Origin of the sequence: Paenarthrobacter sp. NPDC090522 (assembly GCF_044769225.1) — a bacterium.
GTDB lineage: Bacteria > Actinomycetota > Actinomycetes > Actinomycetales > Micrococcaceae > Arthrobacter.
The window spans coordinates 1-17977 of record NZ_JBIVXL010000004.1 but is presented as its reverse complement, the minus strand read 5'-3'; the positions used below and the strand labels follow the sequence as shown (position 1 = coordinate 17977).

The window sequence follows — 17977 nt, the reverse complement described above, 5'->3', positions numbered from 1 at the left end:
ATGGAAGGATGACCAGCACAGCAGTCTCCATTCCGATGCCCACGGTTCCCCGCAGACGTCGATCCCCTGAAGAGGTACTGGCGGCTGCTCCTGTGAACGGTACCAAGAAGGTCCTCCTGGCTGCTCCGCGCGGATACTGCGCCGGCGTCGACCGTGCCGTCATCGCGGTCGAAAAGGCCTTGGAGCATTACGGACCTCCGGTCTACGTCCGCAAACAGATTGTCCACAACGTCCATGTGGTCTCCTCACTTGAGGAAAAGGGCGCCATCTTCGTCGATGAGACGGACGAGGTCCCTGAGGGTGCCCTGGTGATCTTCTCTGCCCACGGAGTTTCGCCTGCCGTGGTGCAGTCGGCTGAGGATCGGGGTCTGCGCACCATCGACGCCACGTGTCCCTTGGTGACCAAGGTTCACCGCGAAGCCGTGCGTTTCGCGAAAGAGGATTACGACATTCTGCTCATCGGCCACGACGGCCACGAGGAAGTAGAAGGCACGGCCGGTGAAGCCCCGGACCACATCCAGATCATTAACGGCCCGCATGAAGTGGGCAAGGTAACGGTCCGCAACCCTGAGAAGACCATCTGGCTTTCCCAGACCACCCTGAGCGTTGACGAGACCATGGAAACCGTGCGCATGCTCAAGGAACGGTTCCCCACGCTCCAGGATCCGCCCAGCGACGATATTTGCTACGCAACCACCAACCGCCAGGTAGCCATCAAGAAGATCGCTCCGCAGGCCGACCTCGTGATCGTGGTGGGATCGGCTAACTCATCGAACTCCGTCCGCTTGGTCGAAGTTGCCCTGGAATACGGTGCAAAGACGTCGTACCGCGTGGACTTCGCCAATGAGGTGGATGAAAGCTGGTTCGAAGGCGTTGCCACCGTTGGCGTCACATCCGGCGCTTCGGTGCCGGAGGTTCTCGTCCAGGAAGTGCTGCGGCTGCTCGCAGACTACGGCTACGGCGAGGTCCAGGAAGTGGTGACAGCCGAAGAGGACCTTCTCTTCTCCCTGCCGAAGGAACTCCGCGCCACCCTGAAGCAGGCCGGCGACGTGAGCCGGGCGCTTGGCGGGCGCGGAAACCGCCCTACGTCCTAGAGGGATTCAAGAACTGGTCCCGGCCGGGTAACTGTCACATGAGTGAGAGTCACCCGGCCGGGCCGTTTCTTTTGTCGGCACTATGGCTGAAGAAGGGGAATTGGCTGCATTGCCAGCCCTCCACCCACCGGCCTGGCCAGGTGTTTCCTTAGGCAGCCGACTCGCGGTCGTGGTCCGTTTCGTCCCGGGACTCCACGGCCAGGAGTTCCGGTGCGGCGAGGGAGCGCGGCACGGCCTCCACCGACGGCGGGGCGACGAGTCCCGCGTCATCCATGGTGTTGAGTTTGCGGGCCGTGGGCAGAACCCGGGCCTCCAAAGTTCCCACCAGCGCGTTGTAACGATCAACGGACGTCTTGAGGGAACTGCCCAGTTTCCCGACATTTTCACCCAGGGTGCCCATGCGTTCGTAGAGCTGCTTGGCGAGATCGAAGAGTTCGTGGGCGCTGTCCGTGAGGACGTCCTGCCGCCAGGTGAAGGCCACGGATTTCAGGACCGCGAGAAGCGTTCCCGGCGACGCCAGGACCACGTTCCTGGACAGGGCATGCTCCAACAAGGCCGGGTCCGTTTCCAATGCCGACGCCAGGATCGACTCGGCGGGGAGGAAGCAGATGACCAGTTCGGGGGAGTTGCCGGGGATGTCCCAGTACTTCTTCGAAGCGAGGGCATCAATGTGGGCCTTGAGTGCCTTGGCGTGCTGGGCAAGGAGCACTTTGGGATCTTGGTTGGCTGAAGGTGTGACGGACTCACCAAGGGCACCCTCGCCGTGGAGCTGCTCCTGCGCTGCCAGATATGAGGCCAAGGGCACCTTGGCATCCACTACCAACTGCTTGCCGCCGGGAAGCTGGACCACAAGGTCCGGACGCAGGGTGTTGTCGCTGCGTGCGGAATGCACCTGCTCATGGAAGTCCACGTGGCGCAACATGCCCGAGGCCTCAACAACCCGGCGAAGCTGGACTTCGCCCCACTGACCGCGGGCACTGTTGGAGCGCAGTGCGGAGGCCAAGGCGTGCGTCGACCTGAGGAGCTGTTCATCGGAGAGCCGGGCGTCCTGCAGTTGCTGCGCCAATTGCCCGTACTGTTCCACGCGGTCGCGTTCCAGGAGCGAAACCTGCTGCTGGACTGCGGTCAGCTTCTCGGCGACCGGGGCAAGTGCGCGCAGGACGCTGCCGTCCGAATTCCGCGCCTCGCTCAGTTCCCGGTTCTGTGCGAACAAAAGCCGGCGTTCGGCGTCGGCGGCCGCGAACTGGGCTGTCACGTCCGAAAGGCGGGACGAAACGGCGTCGAAGTCAGCTTCCAGTCCGGCGCCCCGGCGCTGGAAGAGCACGTACCCGATGCCAAGTCCGACGGCCGCTCCGATCAGCAGCATGAGCAGGGCCAGAACCAATCCAAATCCATCCATGCAGTAACCCTGTCACAGGGGTACGACAGTTTTAGCGCGGCCTCGCGTGTGACCCTTCGGTGCCGGTTTCAACAAGCAAGTCTGCGGACGTTCCGGGTAGAATCAATCCTCGTGGCTCTTACTATTGGCATCGTCGGACTGCCCAACGTCGGCAAATCAACCCTTTTCAACGCACTGACCCGCAACCAGGTGCTTGCTGCGAACTATCCCTTCGCAACCATTGAACCGAATGTCGGCGTCGTGAACCTGCCGGACCCCCGCCTTGCGAAGCTGGCCGAGATCTTCGGGTCGCAGCGGCTACTGCCGGCCCCGGTGTCCTTTGTGGACATTGCCGGAATCGTCAAGGGCGCATCCGAAGGTGAAGGCCTGGGCAACAAATTCCTTGCCAATATCCGTGAAGCCGAGGCGATCGCCCAGGTTGTGCGCGTCTTTGACGACCCCGATGTCATCCACGTTGACGGCAAAGTCGACCCGCGCTCCGACATGGAGACCATCAACACCGAACTGATCCTGGCTGACCTCCAGACGATCGAAAACGCGATCCCGCGCATCGAAAAAGAAGTCAAAATCAAGAAGCGCGAAGCCGCTGAGCTCGCAGCCATCAAGGCAGCCCAAGCCGTACTGGAGCGCGGCGACACCATCTTCTCGTCGATCAAGAGCGACAAGCTGGAGATGGGACACCTCAAGGAGCTGGGCCTCCTGACGGCCAAGCCCTTCATCTACGTCTTCAACGCCGACGAAGGCATCCTCGGCGACCCCGCCAAGCAGGATGAGTTGCGCGAACTCGTTGCCCCCGCCGATGCCGTATTCCTCGATGCCAAGCTTGAGGCAGACCTCGTTGAACTGGACGAGGAAGAAGCCCGCGAAATGCTGGAGATGAACGGGCAGAGCGAATCCGGACTCGACCAGCTCGCCCGTGTCGGCTTCCACACCCTTGGCCTGCAGACCTACCTGACTGCCGGACCCAAGGAAACCCGTGCCTGGACCATCCGCCAGGGTGATACCGCTCCGCAAGCAGCCGGCGTGATCCACTCCGACTTCCAGCGGGGCTTCATCAAGGCCGAAGTTGTGTCCTTCGACGACCTCATCGATGCCGGCTCCATGGCTGAGGCCAAGTCGCGCGGCAAGGTCCGCATCGAAGGCAAGGAATATGTCATGGCCGACGGCGACGTGGTGGAGTTCCGCTTCAACGTCTAGTTTCACGAGCCAACATGGCCCCGGTTCAAGCTGAGCACCTCAGCTTGGATCGGGGCTTCCTTTTTCCGGAAAGAGAATTGTTCCACTGAGTTGTCCACATAGCGCAATGGAACGCCTCTCAGCAGCCAGCTGCTTGGCAATACTGGGCAAATGGGAATCAGATACTACGCATTTGCCTTCGACGGAGACATGACTGATCGGGTACTCGCCGACCCAAGAAGTGTTATGTCATCGGATCCACTCGCAGATGCCTGGGGGTTCGAATCAGGAGCTGAGGTCGGTTTTCCCACTTTCGAACAATCCATACCTGAGCGCGACATGCTCTACTTGGACAAGGCCTGGAGGGAACTGCAGGCTTTCACTGCCCCGTCCAGGACAGGAGCGTATGCAAGACCGGCCTTTCGCATGTTCGAGGGCGAGGTAACCATGCATTATGACGGCTGGGAATCATGGATTCGGGTGCTGCCACCGATGGATGTACCTGCAATCGCCCAAGACTTGAGCGACATCACTGACGCAGAGTTGGGAAACTGGTTGCAGGGTTCCTTGCGTTTCCAGAGGGACTCGAACGTCTCCTACGCCGTTGACTACCTGCAGCGGGCGCGGGCTTTCGTCAATGATCTGGCGGCCTCCGACCGTGGCTTTGTTTATCTCATTGGTTAGCCTGGGACGACGGTATATCACGCGATATCATGGCGATATGGGCAATGCCGTGAGGGAACTCCGGGAGGCTGCCGGTATCAGCCAGGGTGAGTTGGCCCGGCGCTCCGGAGTGGCGCAGCCAAACATTGCGGCCTACGAATCGGGCCGCCGCAAGGCATCCAGGGGGATGCTGGATCGTCTTCGTGCCGCTGCGCGGCCCTTGCCGCACGTGGTCCTTGCCTTGCGGGCACAGGAGCTACGTGAATTGGCAGGCCGTTATGGATTCAGCAACGTTCGCGTCTTTGGGTCGGCCGCACGTGGATCCGATGGTCCGGGGAGTGACCTGGACATCCTGGTGACTCGTCCGGAGGGCATCGGACTGTTGACTGTGGCCGCGTTCGCCGCCGCGGCGAGTGAATTGCTGGGAGTCGAGGTCGATGTCGTGACGGACGGCGGCCTGCGTGCAGATCACGAAATCCTGACGACGGCGGTCGCAGTGTGAATCAACGGGACGCTGCCGCGCTGAAGGAGATACTCCGACTCTGCCGTGTGGGAGCCGATCTGGTTGCCCGTGGGCATCGTTGGTACACCTCGGATCCGGACAACGTTCCAGGTCTCGCGGCGGAGTCCCTGATCATCAAGATAGGGGAGAACATGGCCCGGATCAGCGCGGAAACCGCCATGAAGCATCCCGAGGTGCCATGGTCGCTTATCAAACGCATGAGGGATCGCCTGGCCCATCACTACGAAGGCACCGACTACGAGGCCGTTTGGGACACCCTCATGATTGACCTTCCCGCAATTGGCAGATACCTCGAGTCCCTGGACGGCGCCTAGCGCATAGCCCCGGTCCAGCTGAGAGATCAGCAGGACCGGGGCTCTTTTTTGCCCAAAAACAGTCCTGTCCTGCTGTCAGACAGCGAATATTACCACCGAGTAGCCTTTGACTTGAAATCCCCGGCAAATTAGGCAAGCAGAGGTTGCGGAACGGTTACAGTTTGGCTGGTTTGTTCCAACATCCGGACGCAATGTGGGTAGGCTTACACTCACATGTAGGCAACGTCACAGTAGGAATCTGTGCCCGCGCCTGGGGGAAATCACGAAACTTCCCCTGCTCAACTCCACGACTCATAGGAGGCGGAATGCGTTTCTCGCGCACTTCCAAAGCTCTAGGCGTAGCGGCGATCGTCGCCCTCGCCATGACCGCTTGCGGTGGCGGCACGGGCGGCAATACGAACAGCTCGGCCGCTGGCGACCCCAACAAGGTCATCACTGCTTACAGCAACGAACCGCAGAACCCGCTGCTCCCGGCGAACACCAATGAGGTGTACGGTGGCCGCGTCGTCGAGCTGCTGTTCGAAGGCCTGCGTTCCTACGACGCCAACGGCAAGCCGGTCAACGCGCTGGCGGAGTCCATCGATACCACGGACTCCCAGAACTGGACCATTAAGGTCAAGTCCGGCGCCAAGTTCACCAACGGCGAGCCCATCACGGCCAAGACGTTCGTTGACTCCTGGAACTTTGCTGCGCTGAGCACCAACCTCCAGAACAATGGCTTCTTCTTCGAATCCATTGAAGGCTACGCCGATGTCAGTGCCGTCAACGAGACCACGGGCGCTGATGGCAAGAAGACTTCCACCCCGGCTCCGACTGCGCAGACCATGTCCGGTCTGGCAGCCAAGGACGATCAGACCATCACGGTCAAGCTGTCCCAGCCGGAAGCTGACTGGTCGCTGCGTCTTGGTTACTCCGCGTTCTACCCCCTGCCCTCCGAGGCGCTGAAGGACTCCAAGAAATTCGGCGAGAACCCCGTAGGCAACGGCCCGTACAAGTTCGAGAAGGAAGGCGCCTGGGTCCACGACCAGTCCATCTCCCTGGTCAAGAACCCCGACTACACGGGTCCGCGCACTGCCAAGAACGGCGGCGTGACGTTCAAGTTCTACACCGACCCGGGTCCCGCATACACGGACCTTCAGGCCGACAACCTTGACGTGACCGACGTCCTGCCGTCGAACGCCCTGAAGACCTACACCACTGACTTCCAGGACCGTAACTCCACCAAGCCGGTGGCAAACAACTCCACGCTGAACATCCCGGGCTACAACCCGAACTTCCAGGGTGAAGCAGGCCTGCTCCGCCGTCAGGCCCTGTCCCACGCCATCAACCGTGACGAAATCACCAAGGTGATCTTCAACGGCACCCGCACCCCGGCCACCGAATTCACGGCTCCGGTGCTTGATGGCTACAACGACAACATCCCGGGCAGCGATGTCCTGAAGTTCGACGCCCAGAAGGCCAAGGACCTGTGGGCCCAGGCTGAAAAGATCAAGCCTTACGATGCCTCCAAGCCGCTCCAGATTGCTTCCAACACTGACGGTGGCAACAAGGAATGGATCGACGCCGTCGCCAACGGTTTCAAGAACAACCTCGGTATCCAGGCCGAAATCCAGCCGTTTGCCAAGTTTGCTGAGGTCCTCGACCTGCGCAAGTCCCAGTCCCTCCCGGGCCTGACCCGTGCCGGCTGGCAGGGCGACTACCCGTCGCTCTACAACTTCCTTGGCCCGGTTTGGGCAACCAACGCTTCCTCCAACTACGAGAAGTACTCGAACCCGGAGTTCGACAAGCTGCTCAAGGAGGGCCTGGCTGCAAAGACGCCTGAGGACGCTAACGCCAAGTTCAACCAGGCACAGGAGATCCTCTTCAAGGACCTCCCAGGCCTGCCGCTGTGGTACCAGAACCGCCCGATCGTGTGGAGCAACAACGTTGTGAAGGCCGAGACCGGCTGGAACGGCGGCATCCTCTACTACAACATCGAGGCCAAGTAATCCTCAGGATCTGAACTTGCCGTGAGGCATTGGGGGCCCGGCCATGGCGCCGGGCCCCCAATTGCTTGCCTCGGCAGGAAGGCAAACATGACACACCTACACCCGTCCAGAGAAAGGGGGGTGAACCGTGGTCCGCTACATTCTGCGTAGGCTCCTCCAGGTGATTCCCGTCTTCCTGGGAACCACACTCCTTGTCTACTACATGGTGTTCGCCCTCCCCGGCGACCCCATCGCAGCCCTTTTCGGTGAACGCCAGCCCCCACAGAGCGTCATCGACGCGCTCCGGGCACAGTACAACCTGGACCAGCCTTTCTGGGTCCAGTACGGCATCTTCCTGAAGAACCTCTTCACGTTCAACCTTGGTGTTGACTTCACCCAGCAGCCCATCGCGGCCGCACTTGCCCGCGCCTTCCCGGTGACGGCAATGCTGGCCATCGAAGCCCTCATCATCCAGGCCGTCTTCGGCATTGCGTTCGGTGTTTTCGCCGGCCTGCGCAAGGGCAAGCTCTTCGACTCCACCGTCCTGGTCATGTCCCTCGTGGTGATCGCCGTACCCACCTTCGTCCTGGGCTTCGTCTTCCAGTTGGTGTTCGGCGTCCAGCTCGGCTGGGCCAAACCGACGGTTGGAGCCAATGCCGACTGGGGCAACCTGATCCTGCCCGCGGTGGTGCTGGGCTTGGTGTCTTTCGCCTACGTACTGCGCCTCACCCGCGCATCGGTCAGCGAGAACATGAACGCCGACTACGTCCGGACCGCGACTGCCAAGGGCCTGTCCCGGCCACGCGTCGTGATGGCACACATCCTGAGGAACTCACTGATCCCGGTGGTGACCTACCTTGGTGCCAACCTGGGTGGCCTCATGGGTGGCGCTATTGTCACTGAAGGCATCTTCAACGTCCCCGGTGTAGGCAACAAACTCTTCCAGGCCATCCAGCGCAGCGAAGGTCCAACCGTCGTCGCGATTGTGAGCGTCCTTGTCCTGGTGTTTGTTGTGACCAACCTCCTGGTTGACCTCCTGTACGCCTGGCTTGACCCAAGGATCCGCTATGACCAGTAACACCGAACACTTCGTTGCACCCGTCGATGAGACACCGCTGCAGGCGACCGACAGTGTCAAGACTGAAAATGCCCCGCTGAGCCTCTGGGCCGACGCCTGGCGCAAGCTCCGCCGTCGCCCGCTCTTCATCATCTCGGCATTGCTCATCCTGTTGCTCATCACCATCGCGTTGTTCCCGGGCCTCTTCACCAATGTGGCTCCCAACAGCGACTGCCAATTGTCCAACTCCGAGGCCGGCCCGACTGCAGGTCACCCCCTGGGCTTCACGCTGCAGGGCTGCGATGTGTACTCACGCGTTATCCACGGCACGCAGGCCTCCTTGTCCGTAGGTATCCTGTCCGTCCTTTGCGTGATCATCATTGGCGTCACGCTCGGTGCGCTGGCCGGCTACTACGGCGGCTGGCTGGACGCGGTCCTGGCACGGTTGGGTGACATTTTCTTCGCCCTGCCGATCATCCTCGGCGCCTTGGTCATCACCCAGTTGCCGCTGTTCCGTGAGAACAGGAGCGTTTGGACTGTGGTGCTCACCATATCCCTGTTGGCGTGGCCGCAGATGGCACGTATTACCCGCGGCGCAGTGATCGAGGTGCGCAATGCCGACTTCGTAACGGCTGCCCGCTCCCTGGGTGTGTCCAAGTTCGGTGCCTTGGTGAAGCACGCACTTCCCAACGCCCTTGCGCCCGTCATCGTGCTGGCAACGCTTGAACTCGGTGTGTTCATCGTCCTCGAGGCAACGCTGTCCTTCCTGGGTGTTGGCCTGCCGACGAGCGTCATGTCCTGGGGCAATGACATCTCTGCGGCCAACGCGTCCATCCGCACCAACCCGGGCATCCTGCTCTACCCGGCAGCCGCCTTGTCCATCACCGTCCTGAGCTTCATCATGCTTGGCGACGCCGTCCGCGATGCTCTTGATCCCAAGAGCCGTCAGCGCTAAGGAGGCGAACATGACTTCAGCCAACATCAGCATCGATGAAGCCACGGCGACGGCCAGGCCAATTCTGGAAATCAAGGACCTCGCCATTACCTTCAAGACCGGTTCCGGTGAGGTAAAGGCCGTCAAGAATGCCCACCTGACCATCATGCCGGGCGAAACGGTCGCCATCGTGGGGGAGTCCGGTTCGGGCAAATCGACGACGGCGCTCGCCGCCATTGGTCTGCTGCCGAACAACGGCCGGGTCTCGGGCGGACAGATCCTGCTCGACGGTGAGGACATCGCCCATGCGCCTGAGAAGCGGATGATCGAACTTCGCGGCAGCCACATCGGCATGGTTCCACAGGATCCCATGTCCAACCTGAACCCTGTGTGGAAGATTGGCTACCAGGTACGTGAGACGCTCAAGGCCAACGGGCGTCCCGACGGTCCGGAGGACGTGGCCCGTGCACTCGCCGAGGCTGGCCTTCCGGACGCTGCCCGTCGGGCAAAGCAGTATCCGCACGAGTTCTCCGGTGGCATGCGCCAACGTGCCCTGATCGCGATCGGCCTGAGCTGCCAGCCGAAGCTGCTTATCGCCGACGAGCCGACGTCCGCGTTGGATGTCACGGTCCAGAGGAAGATCCTGGACCACCTGGACACCATGACCACGGAGCTCGGAACGTCCGTGCTGCTCATTACCCACGACCTCGGCCTTGCCGCCGAACGCGCGGACAAAGTAGTGGTCATGTACCAGGGCAACGTGGTGGAGGCAGGTCCGTCGCTTGAACTGCTCCGGAACCCGCAGCACCCGTACACCAGGCGACTGGTGGAATCTGCGCCTTCTCTGGCCTCCCGGCGCATCCAGGTGGCCAAGGAACAAGGGGTGGAAGCCGAGGACCTGCTGGCGCCGACCACCGCGGCAGAAAGCCGTGCCACTGACGATGTCCTGCAGATCAAGGACCTTCGCAAGGTCTATAAGCTGCGCCAAGGGTTGGGCCAGGCGACGGACTTCGCGGCCGTCGATGGTGTCAGTTTCAACGTCAAACGCGGCACCACCACTGCGATTGTGGGTGAGTCGGGTTCCGGCAAATCCACGGTCGCCAAAATGGTGCTCCAGTTGGAGAGCCCCACGGAGGGCCAGATTGTGTTCGACGGCGTCGACACGGCGGGCCTGAAGGGCAAGGAACTGTTCAAGTTCCGGCGTCGCGTGCAACCGATCTTCCAGGATCCGTATGGCTCCCTGGACCCGATGTACAACATCTTCCGAACCATCGAAGAACCGCTCAGGGTCCACAAGATCGGCAACGCGGCCAGTCGGGAAAAGAAGGTCCGGGAGTTGCTGGACCAGGTTGCCTTGCCGCAGACCACCATGCAGCGGTACCCGAACGAACTCTCGGGTGGCCAAAGGCAACGCATTGCCATCGCGCGTGCTTTGGCACTCGACCCCGAAGTCATCATCTGTGATGAGGCCGTCTCCGCTCTGGATGTTCTGGTCCAGGCCCAGGTGCTCAACCTCCTGGCGGAACTGCAGGATAACCTCGGCTTGACCTACTTGTTCATCACCCACGACCTCGCGGTGGTCCGGCAGATCGCCGATCACGTGTGCGTCATGGAGAAGGGCAAGCTCGTGGAAACCGGGAGCACCGACGAGGTGTTCGACAACCCGAAGCAGGCCTACACCCAGGCTCTGCTGGATGCCATCCCGGGTGGCTCCTTGCTGCTGCCCCCGGCGGTGGCATAACCGCCGTCGTACTCCACGGCAGTCGCACTAAAGCGAAGAGCCGGTGGTCCCCGAAAGGGAACCACCGGCTCTTGCCGTTAAGGAGTTGCCGGGCCCGCTCTGCGCGGCCCAGCAACAGAAATGACTACTGGCTTGGTGCCGGGCTGTCCGTCTCCGGCCGCGGCTGCAAGCCCAGGGAAGCCAGCTGGCCGGCGAGGACTTTACCCAGCTTTTCATGGCCGGAGGGCTTCATGTGTACACCGTCCTGGAGGTCCTTGACGGCGTCGTACCGGGTCAGCCAGTCTCCGGCGCTGACGAACGGGATGTTGTTCTTGGCCGCAACCCGGCTCAGCAAGGCATCCACTTCGGTACGCCGTCCGCCACCGTTATCAGCCCCCTTGGCCAAGGTACCGATCATGGCCAGGCGCGAACCGGGGTAGCGCTTCTTGAGCACGGCGAGGAGGCGTTCGGCATTGGTGGAGATCTGCGCGTCGGAGGCTTTCTGGGCGGCGTCGTTGCCACCGCCCTGGACCACGATCAGCGGGGGAGCGCCATAGGGGAGTACCCAGTCGCCGCGCTGGAGGGCGTCGATGTAGTTTCCGGTCTTGGATGTCGAGGCGACAAAGCCCGTGCCACCCATTCCGGCCACGTAGAGCTTGTAGCCGAGCGCTGCGATGCCGCGCTGCGGCCATGAGTCCTTCGGCTGCGACTGCGAATCTCCGATGAGGACCGCCGTGTGCCTGATGTCGGCGAGGATGACCTCGTTGCGGTCATTCGCCGGGTTCCGGTAGAGGGACCCCACCGGAAGATCCGGAGAGGGGGACGCCGTCGGCAGCCCTTGCGGCTTCTGGGCGGCCGCAGTGGCAGCCGCGACTGGCGCGGGCGAGTCTGATGAAAGTGTGGGGGATGGCGTATTCGTCCCGCAGCCTACCGACAGAACGCCTACGGCGATCAACGGTGCGAACAAGCGGAACACGGCCGAAGCTTTTCGCATCGATTTTCTCCGAAGGGCACTGGTTCCTGCAGACATCATGGGGCATGCCAGAGGGAAAATCCAGCGTCTTGAGATGAACTTTCGCAAAACCTGAGCAAGCGTGAGGGAAGGCACATTCGCTCCCAGGGTGCCTTGCCTTTTAGGCCCACTCATGCTGGTGCGTTTAGAATAGCCATAGGTGCCCTGTGTCCCGGGGTCTTTTCGTTGTGTGTTCCGGTCCGGAAGATCAGGTATGCGCGCGGATGAAAACAGCTGACTTCACCACTGAAACGAGTCATAAACGCATGTCTGAAACTACCGTTAACACTGCGTCGCGGAGCGATCTGCGCAACGTCGCGATCGTTGCACACGTTGACCACGGCAAGACCACCCTGGTCGATGCCATGCTCAAGCAGACCAACTCCTTCGCTGCCCATGGCGAGGTTGAGGACCGCGTCATGGACTCCGGCGACCTGGAGCGCGAAAAGGGCATCACCATCCTCGCCAAGAACACGACCGTTGCCTACAACGGTCCGTCTTCCAACGGCGAGACCATCACCATCAACGTCATCGACACCCCCGGCCACGCCGACTTCGGTGGCGAGGTGGAGCGCGGCCTGTCCATGGTTGACGGCGTCGTGCTGCTGGTTGACTCCTCCGAGGGTCCTCTGCCCCAGACCCGCTTCGTCTTGCGCAAGGCCCTCGCGGCGCACCTGCCGGTGATCCTGCTGGTCAACAAGACCGACCGTCCTGACGCCCGCATCGACGAGGTTGTCCACGAGTCCATGGACCTCCTCCTTGGCCTGGCTTCGGACCTCGCAGACGAGGTTCCGGACCTTGACCTGGACAAGGTCCTTGAAGTTCCCGTGGTCTACGCCGCCGCCAAGGTTGGCCGCGCTTCCCTGGAGCAGCCGGCCAACGGCTCCGCCCCGGAGAACGAAGACCTTGAGCCGCTGTTCAAGACCATCATCGAGCACATCCCGGCACCGACGTACAACCCGGACGGTGTCCTGCAGGCACACGTGACCAACCTGGACGCTTCCCCGTTCCTCGGCCGCCTCGCCCTGCTCCGTATCTACAACGGCACGCTGCGCAAGGGCCAGCAGGTTGCCTGGGCCCGCCAGAACGGTGAACTGAAGACCGTCAAGATCACCGAACTCCTCGCCACCAAGGCGCTGGAGCGCGTTCCGGCAGAGTCCGCCGGCCCGGGTGAGATCGTGGCCGTTGCCGGTATCGAGGACATCACCATTGGTGAAACCCTGACGGACGTGGAGAACCCCGAGCCGCTGCCGCTCATCACCGTGGACGATCCCGCGATCTCCATGACCATCGGTATCAACACCTCCCCGCTGGCCGGCAAGGTCAAGGGTGCCAAGGTCACGGCCCGCCAGGTGAAGGACCGCCTGGACAAGGAACTGATCGGTAACGTCTCCATCAAGGTCCTCCCCACCGAACGTCCCGACGCCTGGGAAGTCCAGGGCCGTGGTGAGCTCGCCCTGGCCATCCTCGTGGAGCAGATGCGCCGCGAAGGCTTCGAGTTGACCGTCGGCAAGCCGCAGGTTGTTACCCGCACGGTTGACGGCAAGCTGCACGAGCCGATGGAACACATGACCATTGACGTCCCCGAAGAATACCTCGGCGCCGTTACCCAGCTCATGGCCGCCCGCAAGGGCCGCATGACCAACATGGCCAACCACGGTACCGGCTGGTGCCGCATGGAGTTCATCGTTCCCGCGCGTGGCCTGATCGGTTTCCGCACCCGCTTCCTCACGGACACCCGTGGTGCCGGTATCGCTGCCTCCATTTCCGAAGGCTACGAGCCGTGGGCCGGTCCGATCGAATACCGTACCAACGGTTCGATGGTTGCCGACCGTCCCGGCGTTGTGACGCCGTTCGCCATGATCAACCTCCAGGAGCGCGGTTCCTTCTTCGTGAAGCCCACGTCCGAGGTTTACGAAGGCATGATCGTGGGCGAGAACTCCCGCGCTGACGACATGGACGTGAACATCACCAAGGAAAAGAAGCTCACCAACATGCGTGCAGCTTCCTCGGATTCCTTCGAGAACCTGACCCCGCCGCGCGAGCTGACCCTTGAAGAGTCGCTCGAATTCGCCCGTGAGGACGAGTGCGTCGAGGTCACGCCGGAGGACATCCGTATCCGCAAGGTCATCCTGGACTCCAACGAGCGCGCCAAGGCCAACCGCGCCCGCGCCAAGGCCTGATCCCTGCCCGCAGGAACCATCAGCGTGAACAAGAGAGTCGCCAGTGCGGCCCGTGGCATCGCCATGGCCGTGCTGGCGGCTCTTTTTGTCGCCGTAGCCGGGACGGTACTGCACCGGCAAAGTGTGGTGATTTCCGGCGTCGAGCTTTATTGGGGAGCCGGCGCCGCCCTGCTCCTGCTCGCTTCGGTCCAACTGTGGTTGGTGGCGTGGTCGGCTTCGGTGATTCCGACGGCGGTAGCCGGCCTTGTTGCCTATGCCACTGTTGGGTTGTTGTCCTCTGGCGGGCCTGACAAGCGCCTGGTCCTCGGCGACCTGCCGGGAAACGTATGGGTCTTTGGCATTGCCGGTGTGACCCTGTTGATGCTTGTGGTCGCGGCCTGGCTGTTGGCCAGGTGGAAAGCGGCCCTCAGGGACGGTTAACGGCGGACCGCCGGGGTGGCGGTGGCGGAACCTGCTTGGCCGCGATCACCATGGCAAGCGGAATTTCGACGTCGGAGGTCCGGGTCCGCACGGTGCAGCTGTTTCCGTTGACCGCCACCAAGTAGCCCAGCGCGTCCGTTAGACCTTCCTCTATCCTGTACCGGACCACCACCCGGGTACCTGGTTCTGCGGTGAGGAGGAATTGTCTGGGCGGCAAATGCGGGGGAGTCACCGATTCATACTAAGACGCGGGCTAGGTTGGCGTCACAGCCCTGTTGGATAATAGGCTCGGAAGTTCAGTGCCCGGCGTGAAGCCGGCCGTATTAACCCGGCCTTCGCCGGGACAAACCGTTGAGAGGTCTGGGACGTGACGTACGTAATCGCGCAGCCGTGTGTGGATGTCAAGGACAAGGCATGTATTGAAGAATGCCCTGTCGACTGCATTTACGAAGGTGAGCGTTCCCTCTACATCCACCCCGACGAATGTGTCGACTGCGGTGCCTGCGAGCCCGTGTGCCCGGTGGAAGCTATCTACTACGAGGATGACACCCCGGAAGAGTGGGCCGACTACTACAAGGCCAATGTGGAATTCTTCGACGACCTTGGCTCGCCCGGCGGCGCTGCGAAGATCGGCAACACCGGCAAGGACCACCCGTTCATTGCCGCCCTGCCGCCGCAGAACCAAGACCACTAAGGACGGTTGCATCGTTGATTTCCGCGGCACCGGCCTTTGGCCTTAACCTGCCTGACTACCCGTGGGAAGCCATGGCGCCCTACGCTGCCACGGCTGCGAAGCACTCCGGCGGTGCAGTGAATCTGTCCATCGGCACGCCCGTGGATCCTACGCCGGGCCTCATCCGTGACGCTCTCGCTGCGGCTTCTGACGCCCACGGCTATCCCACGGTCCACGGAACCGAGCCGTTGCGGCAGGCCGTGGTGGAGTGGTTTGCCACCCGCCGGGGGGTGCCGGGGCTTGACCCCCGCGACGTCATGCCCACCGTCGGCTCCAAGGAACTGGTGGCCTGGCTCCCGTTCCTGCTCGGCCTGGGCAGTGGTGACGTCGTGGTCAGGCCTACTGTGGCCTATCCGACCTACGACATCGGGGCGATGCTCGCCGGAGCCACCGCGGTGGCCGCCGACAACCTGGATGAACTGGACGCTGCCACCCGCGCCAAGGTGCGGCTGGTGTGGATCAACTCTCCGGGCAATCCCACCGGAAGCGTGCGCAGCGTTGAGTCTTTGCGTGAAATCGTCGGCCAGGCCCGCGAGCTCGGTGCCGTCGTGGCCTCCGACGAATGCTATGCCGAACTCGGCTGGGGCGAATGGGATGCGCAGCGGGGTGGCGAAGCAGTGCCGAGCGTCCTGGATCCCCGGGTCACGGGCGGTTCCAGCGACGGGCTGTTGAGCGTCTACTCCCTCAGCAAGCAGTCAAACCTCGCAGGGTACCGGGCGGCCTTCGTTGCCGGAGACTCCGCGATCATGGCCAACCTGGTCAATAGCCGCAAGCACGCCGGGATGATTGTTCCTTTCCCGGTCCAGGAGGCCATGCGTGTGGCCCTTGGGGACGCGGGGCACGTGTTGGCGCAGAAGGACCTCTACCGTAGCCGTCGCGAACGGATCGTTCCCGCGCTTGAGAAGTTCGGCCTGCAGATCCACGAGTCGAAGGCCGGGCTGTACCTCTGGTCCACGGCCGGCGAACCCACATGGGATACGGTGGCGCGCTTTGCCGATCTGGGCATCGTGGTGGGTCCCGGTGTTTTCTACGGCGAGGCGGGCAACGGCTTCATCCGCGTGGCCCTGACCGGTTCCGACGAACGCATTGACGCTGCCGTGGAGAGGTTAAACTCGGCCTCATAACAATGCTGTGACTTGCAGCACAAACGCTGTGTTTCCGCCAGTAACCAGACGGCACGGATTAGTTCCGGGGGGTTACTGGCGGTAACTTTTTAACTGACTATCAATGGTGGCCTTCAATAAGAAAGCACTTCGGCCGTTGGAGCCCTGCAACAGTGGGGCCGAATGCGGCGTCACCAAGAGTTGGTTGGACAAGCGTTCTATAGAGGCCCAGAGGCCTCATGAAGGGGACTCCATGACTGAGACCACCAGCGCGACACTGCGCCATGCCGGCGGCGAACTCGAACTGCCGCGCATCAAGGTTGTAGAAGGAAACGAAGGCTATGACGTTTCCAAGCTGCTGAAGCAGACGGGCGCCGTTGCCTATGACCCCGGCTTCATGAACACAGCCGCCACCACGTCGGCCATCACCTACATCGACGGAGACGCAGGCATCCTGCGCTACCGCGGTTACCCGATCGAGCAGCTGGCCCAGCACTCGAGCTTCCTGGAAGTTTCCTACCTGCTGATCTACGGCAACCTCCCCACGCCCACCGAGCTCGAAGAGTTCGATCAGCGCATCCGCCGCCACACGCTCCTCCATGAGGAACTGAAGGGCTTCTTTGGCGGTTTCCCCCGCGACGCGCACCCCATGCCCGTCCTCTCCTCGGCCGTTTCCGCGCTGTCCACCTTCTACCAGGACTCGCTGGATCCGTTCAACGCGGAGCACGTGGAGGTTTCCACCATCCGCCTCATGGCCAAGCTCCCGGTCATCGCGGCGTACGCCCACAAGAAGTCCATCGGCCAGCCCATGCTGTACCCGGACAACTCCATGAACCTCGTGGAGAACTTCCTGCGCCTGAGCTTCGGCCTCCCGGCCGAGCAGTACGAGCTGGACCCGGTTGTGGTCAAGGCGCTGGACCTCCTGCTTATCCTGCACGCGGATCACGAGCAGAACTGCTCCACCTCCACCGTGCGCTTGGTGGGCTCGTCCAATGCGAACCTCTTCGCCTCCGTTTCTGCCGGCATCAACGCCCTCTTCGGACCCGCCCACGGTGGCGCCAACGAGGCCGTCCTGAAGATGCTCCGCCAGATCCAGGCCGACGGCATCAAGCCCGAGGACTACATGGAGAAGGTCAAGAACAAGGAAGACGGCGTCCGCCTCATGGGCTTCGGACACCGCGTCTACAAGAACTACGATCCCCGCGCCAAGATCATCAAGGCCACGGCCCACGAGGTCCTCGGCAAGCTCGGCGGCAACGACGAACTGCTGGACATCGCCATGCGCCTCGAAGAGAAGGCCCTCGCGGACGACTACTTCATCCAGCGCAAGCTGTACCCGAACGTCGACTTCTACACTGGCCTCATCTACAAGGCGATGGGCTTCCCGGAAAAGATGTTCACGGTGCTCTTTGCCATTGGCCGCCTTCCGGGCTGGATTGCCCAGTGGCGCGAAATGATCAACGATCCCCAGACCAAGATCGGCCGTCCGCGGCAGCTCTACACGGGGGAGCCGGAGCGCAATTACCCGGCCAACTAATACGGCATTAACGACGTCGGGGGGCCCCCCCCCCCCCGGGGGGGGGGGGGGGGGGGGGGGGGGGTGGGGGGGCGAACCGCCGCGAAGCCCACTCCCGCGCGGGGAGGCGGCGAAGGCCGCGCCCGCGGGGGGGGGGTTATCT

Annotated in this window: 17 protein-coding genes; 14 read left to right on the top strand and 3 right to left on the bottom strand. The window is 62.3% G+C overall.

The annotated features are described in order from the left end of the window. Positions 1-8: 8 nt before the first annotated feature. The gene (locus ACIQT2_RS05655; protein ID WP_400329404.1) at positions 9-1094 is read left to right on the top strand and encodes a 4-hydroxy-3-methylbut-2-enyl diphosphate reductase; all 1086 of its coding nucleotides are present in this window, start codon (positions 9-11) and stop codon (positions 1092-1094) included. A gap of 148 nt (positions 1095-1242) precedes the next feature. Here the strand turns inward: ACIQT2_RS05655 and ACIQT2_RS05650 are convergent, their stop codons facing one another. Next, positions 1243-2493, bottom strand: coding sequence for a DNA recombination protein RmuC (locus tag ACIQT2_RS05650; protein WP_400329407.1), 1251 nt, complete (start codon positions 2491-2493; stop codon positions 1243-1245). Between the two features lie 111 nt (positions 2494-2604). Between ACIQT2_RS05650 and ychF the strand changes: the two genes are divergently transcribed. From ychF to ACIQT2_RS05610, 8 genes are all read left to right on the top strand, one after another. Further along, on the top strand, positions 2605-3690 hold the full coding sequence (ychF, locus tag ACIQT2_RS05645) for a redox-regulated ATPase YchF (RefSeq protein ID WP_400329410.1): 1086 nt from the start codon (positions 2605-2607) through the stop codon (positions 3688-3690). 150 nt (positions 3691-3840) lie between these two features. Then, positions 3841-4353 carry a hypothetical protein gene (locus ACIQT2_RS05640; RefSeq protein ID WP_402944406.1) on the top strand — a complete coding sequence of 171 codons (513 nt, stop codon included), beginning with the start codon at positions 3841-3843 and terminating at the stop codon, positions 4351-4353. Between the two features lie 37 nt (positions 4354-4390). Beyond that, positions 4391-4834, top strand: coding sequence for a nucleotidyltransferase domain-containing protein (locus ACIQT2_RS05635; RefSeq protein WP_402944403.1), 444 nt, complete (start codon positions 4391-4393; stop codon positions 4832-4834). 47 nt (positions 4835-4881) lie between these two features. Beyond that, positions 4882-5169 carry a DUF86 domain-containing protein gene (locus ACIQT2_RS05630; protein WP_402944401.1) on the top strand — a complete coding sequence of 96 codons (288 nt, stop codon included), beginning with the start codon at positions 4882-4884 and terminating at the stop codon, positions 5167-5169. Between the two features lie 305 nt (positions 5170-5474). Further along, on the top strand, positions 5475-7157 hold the full coding sequence (locus tag ACIQT2_RS05625; protein ID WP_402944398.1) for an ABC transporter substrate-binding protein: 1683 nt from the start codon (positions 5475-5477) through the stop codon (positions 7155-7157). A gap of 127 nt (positions 7158-7284) precedes the next feature. Then, complete coding sequence (locus ACIQT2_RS05620) at positions 7285-8214, top strand: ABC transporter permease (protein WP_397322161.1); 930 nt, start codon at positions 7285-7287, stop codon at positions 8212-8214. Further along, on the top strand, positions 8204-9148 hold the full coding sequence (locus ACIQT2_RS05615; protein WP_402944395.1) for an ABC transporter permease: 945 nt from the start codon (positions 8204-8206) through the stop codon (positions 9146-9148). Before ACIQT2_RS05620 ends, ACIQT2_RS05615 begins: the two co-directional genes overlap by 11 nt. A gap of 10 nt (positions 9149-9158) precedes the next feature. Beyond that, positions 9159-10868 carry an ABC transporter ATP-binding protein gene (locus ACIQT2_RS05610; RefSeq protein WP_402944392.1) on the top strand — a complete coding sequence of 570 codons (1710 nt, stop codon included), beginning with the start codon at positions 9159-9161 and terminating at the stop codon, positions 10866-10868. Between the two features lie 124 nt (positions 10869-10992). Here the strand turns inward: ACIQT2_RS05610 and ACIQT2_RS05605 are convergent, their stop codons facing one another. Next, entirely contained in the window at positions 10993-11880 is an 888-nt protein-coding gene (locus ACIQT2_RS05605) for an SGNH/GDSL hydrolase family protein (protein WP_402944390.1), read from the bottom strand. A 245-nt stretch (positions 11881-12125) separates the two neighbouring features. On the opposite strand from ACIQT2_RS05605, the gene typA reads away from it, so the two are divergent. Both typA and ACIQT2_RS05595 read left to right on the top strand, forming a co-directional pair. After that, on the top strand, positions 12126-14042 hold the full coding sequence (gene typA / locus ACIQT2_RS05600; RefSeq protein ID WP_400329433.1) for a translational GTPase TypA: 1917 nt from the start codon (positions 12126-12128) through the stop codon (positions 14040-14042). Between the two features lie 24 nt (positions 14043-14066). Beyond that, a complete protein-coding gene (locus tag ACIQT2_RS05595) occupies positions 14067-14462 on the top strand; it encodes a hypothetical protein (RefSeq protein ID WP_400329435.1) in 396 nt (131 codons plus the stop codon). Here ACIQT2_RS05595 and ACIQT2_RS05590 read toward each other — a convergent pair. After that, entirely contained in the window at positions 14449-14694 is a 246-nt protein-coding gene (locus ACIQT2_RS05590) for a hypothetical protein (RefSeq protein WP_400329437.1), read from the bottom strand. The two genes, ACIQT2_RS05595 and ACIQT2_RS05590, sit on opposite strands and share 14 nt — an antisense overlap. Positions 14695-14829: 135 nt before the next feature. Here ACIQT2_RS05590 and fdxA point away from each other — a divergent pair, with 135 nt between their 5' ends. The 3 genes from fdxA (at position 14830) to ACIQT2_RS05575 (ending at position 17835) form a co-directional block, all read left to right on the top strand. Next, positions 14830-15156 carry a ferredoxin gene (gene fdxA / locus ACIQT2_RS05585; RefSeq protein ID WP_018776555.1) on the top strand — a complete coding sequence of 109 codons (327 nt, stop codon included), beginning with the start codon at positions 14830-14832 and terminating at the stop codon, positions 15154-15156. Positions 15157-15170: 14 nt separating this feature from the next. After that, positions 15171-16319: a succinyldiaminopimelate transaminase gene (gene dapC, locus ACIQT2_RS05580; protein ID WP_402944386.1), complete on the top strand. Its 1149-nt coding sequence runs from the start codon at positions 15171-15173 to the stop codon at positions 16317-16319. Positions 16320-16551: 232 nt separating this feature from the next. Continuing rightward, positions 16552-17835, top strand: coding sequence for a citrate synthase (locus ACIQT2_RS05575; protein WP_387434892.1), 1284 nt, complete (start codon positions 16552-16554; stop codon positions 17833-17835). Positions 17836-17977: the final 142 nt, after the last annotated feature.

What these genes read in the sequence shown, in the direction of transcription:
- ACIQT2_RS05655 (WP_400329404.1), top strand. Translation starts at nt 9, where the DNA reads ATGACCAGCACAGCAGTCTCCATTCCGATGCCCACGGTTCCCCGCAGA.
- ACIQT2_RS05650 (WP_400329407.1), bottom strand. Translation starts at nt 2,493, where the DNA reads ATGGATGGATTTGGATTGGTTCTGGCCCTGCTCATGCTGCTGATCGGA.
- ACIQT2_RS05640 (WP_402944406.1), top strand. Translation starts at nt 3,841, where the DNA reads ATGGGAATCAGATACTACGCATTTGCCTTCGACGGAGACATGACTGAT.
- ACIQT2_RS05635 (WP_402944403.1), top strand. Translation starts at nt 4,391, where the DNA reads ATGGGCAATGCCGTGAGGGAACTCCGGGAGGCTGCCGGTATCAGCCAG.
- ACIQT2_RS05625 (WP_402944398.1), top strand. Translation starts at nt 5,475, where the DNA reads ATGCGTTTCTCGCGCACTTCCAAAGCTCTAGGCGTAGCGGCGATCGTC.
- ACIQT2_RS05615 (WP_402944395.1), top strand. Translation starts at nt 8,204, where the DNA reads ATGACCAGTAACACCGAACACTTCGTTGCACCCGTCGATGAGACACCG.
- ACIQT2_RS05610 (WP_402944392.1), top strand. Translation starts at nt 9,159, where the DNA reads ATGACTTCAGCCAACATCAGCATCGATGAAGCCACGGCGACGGCCAGG.
- ACIQT2_RS05605 (WP_402944390.1), bottom strand. Translation starts at nt 11,880, where the DNA reads ATGATGTCTGCAGGAACCAGTGCCCTTCGGAGAAAATCGATGCGAAAA.
- typA (WP_400329433.1), top strand. Translation starts at nt 12,126, where the DNA reads ATGTCTGAAACTACCGTTAACACTGCGTCGCGGAGCGATCTGCGCAAC.
- ACIQT2_RS05575 (WP_387434892.1), top strand. Translation starts at nt 16,552, where the DNA reads ATGACTGAGACCACCAGCGCGACACTGCGCCATGCCGGCGGCGAACTC.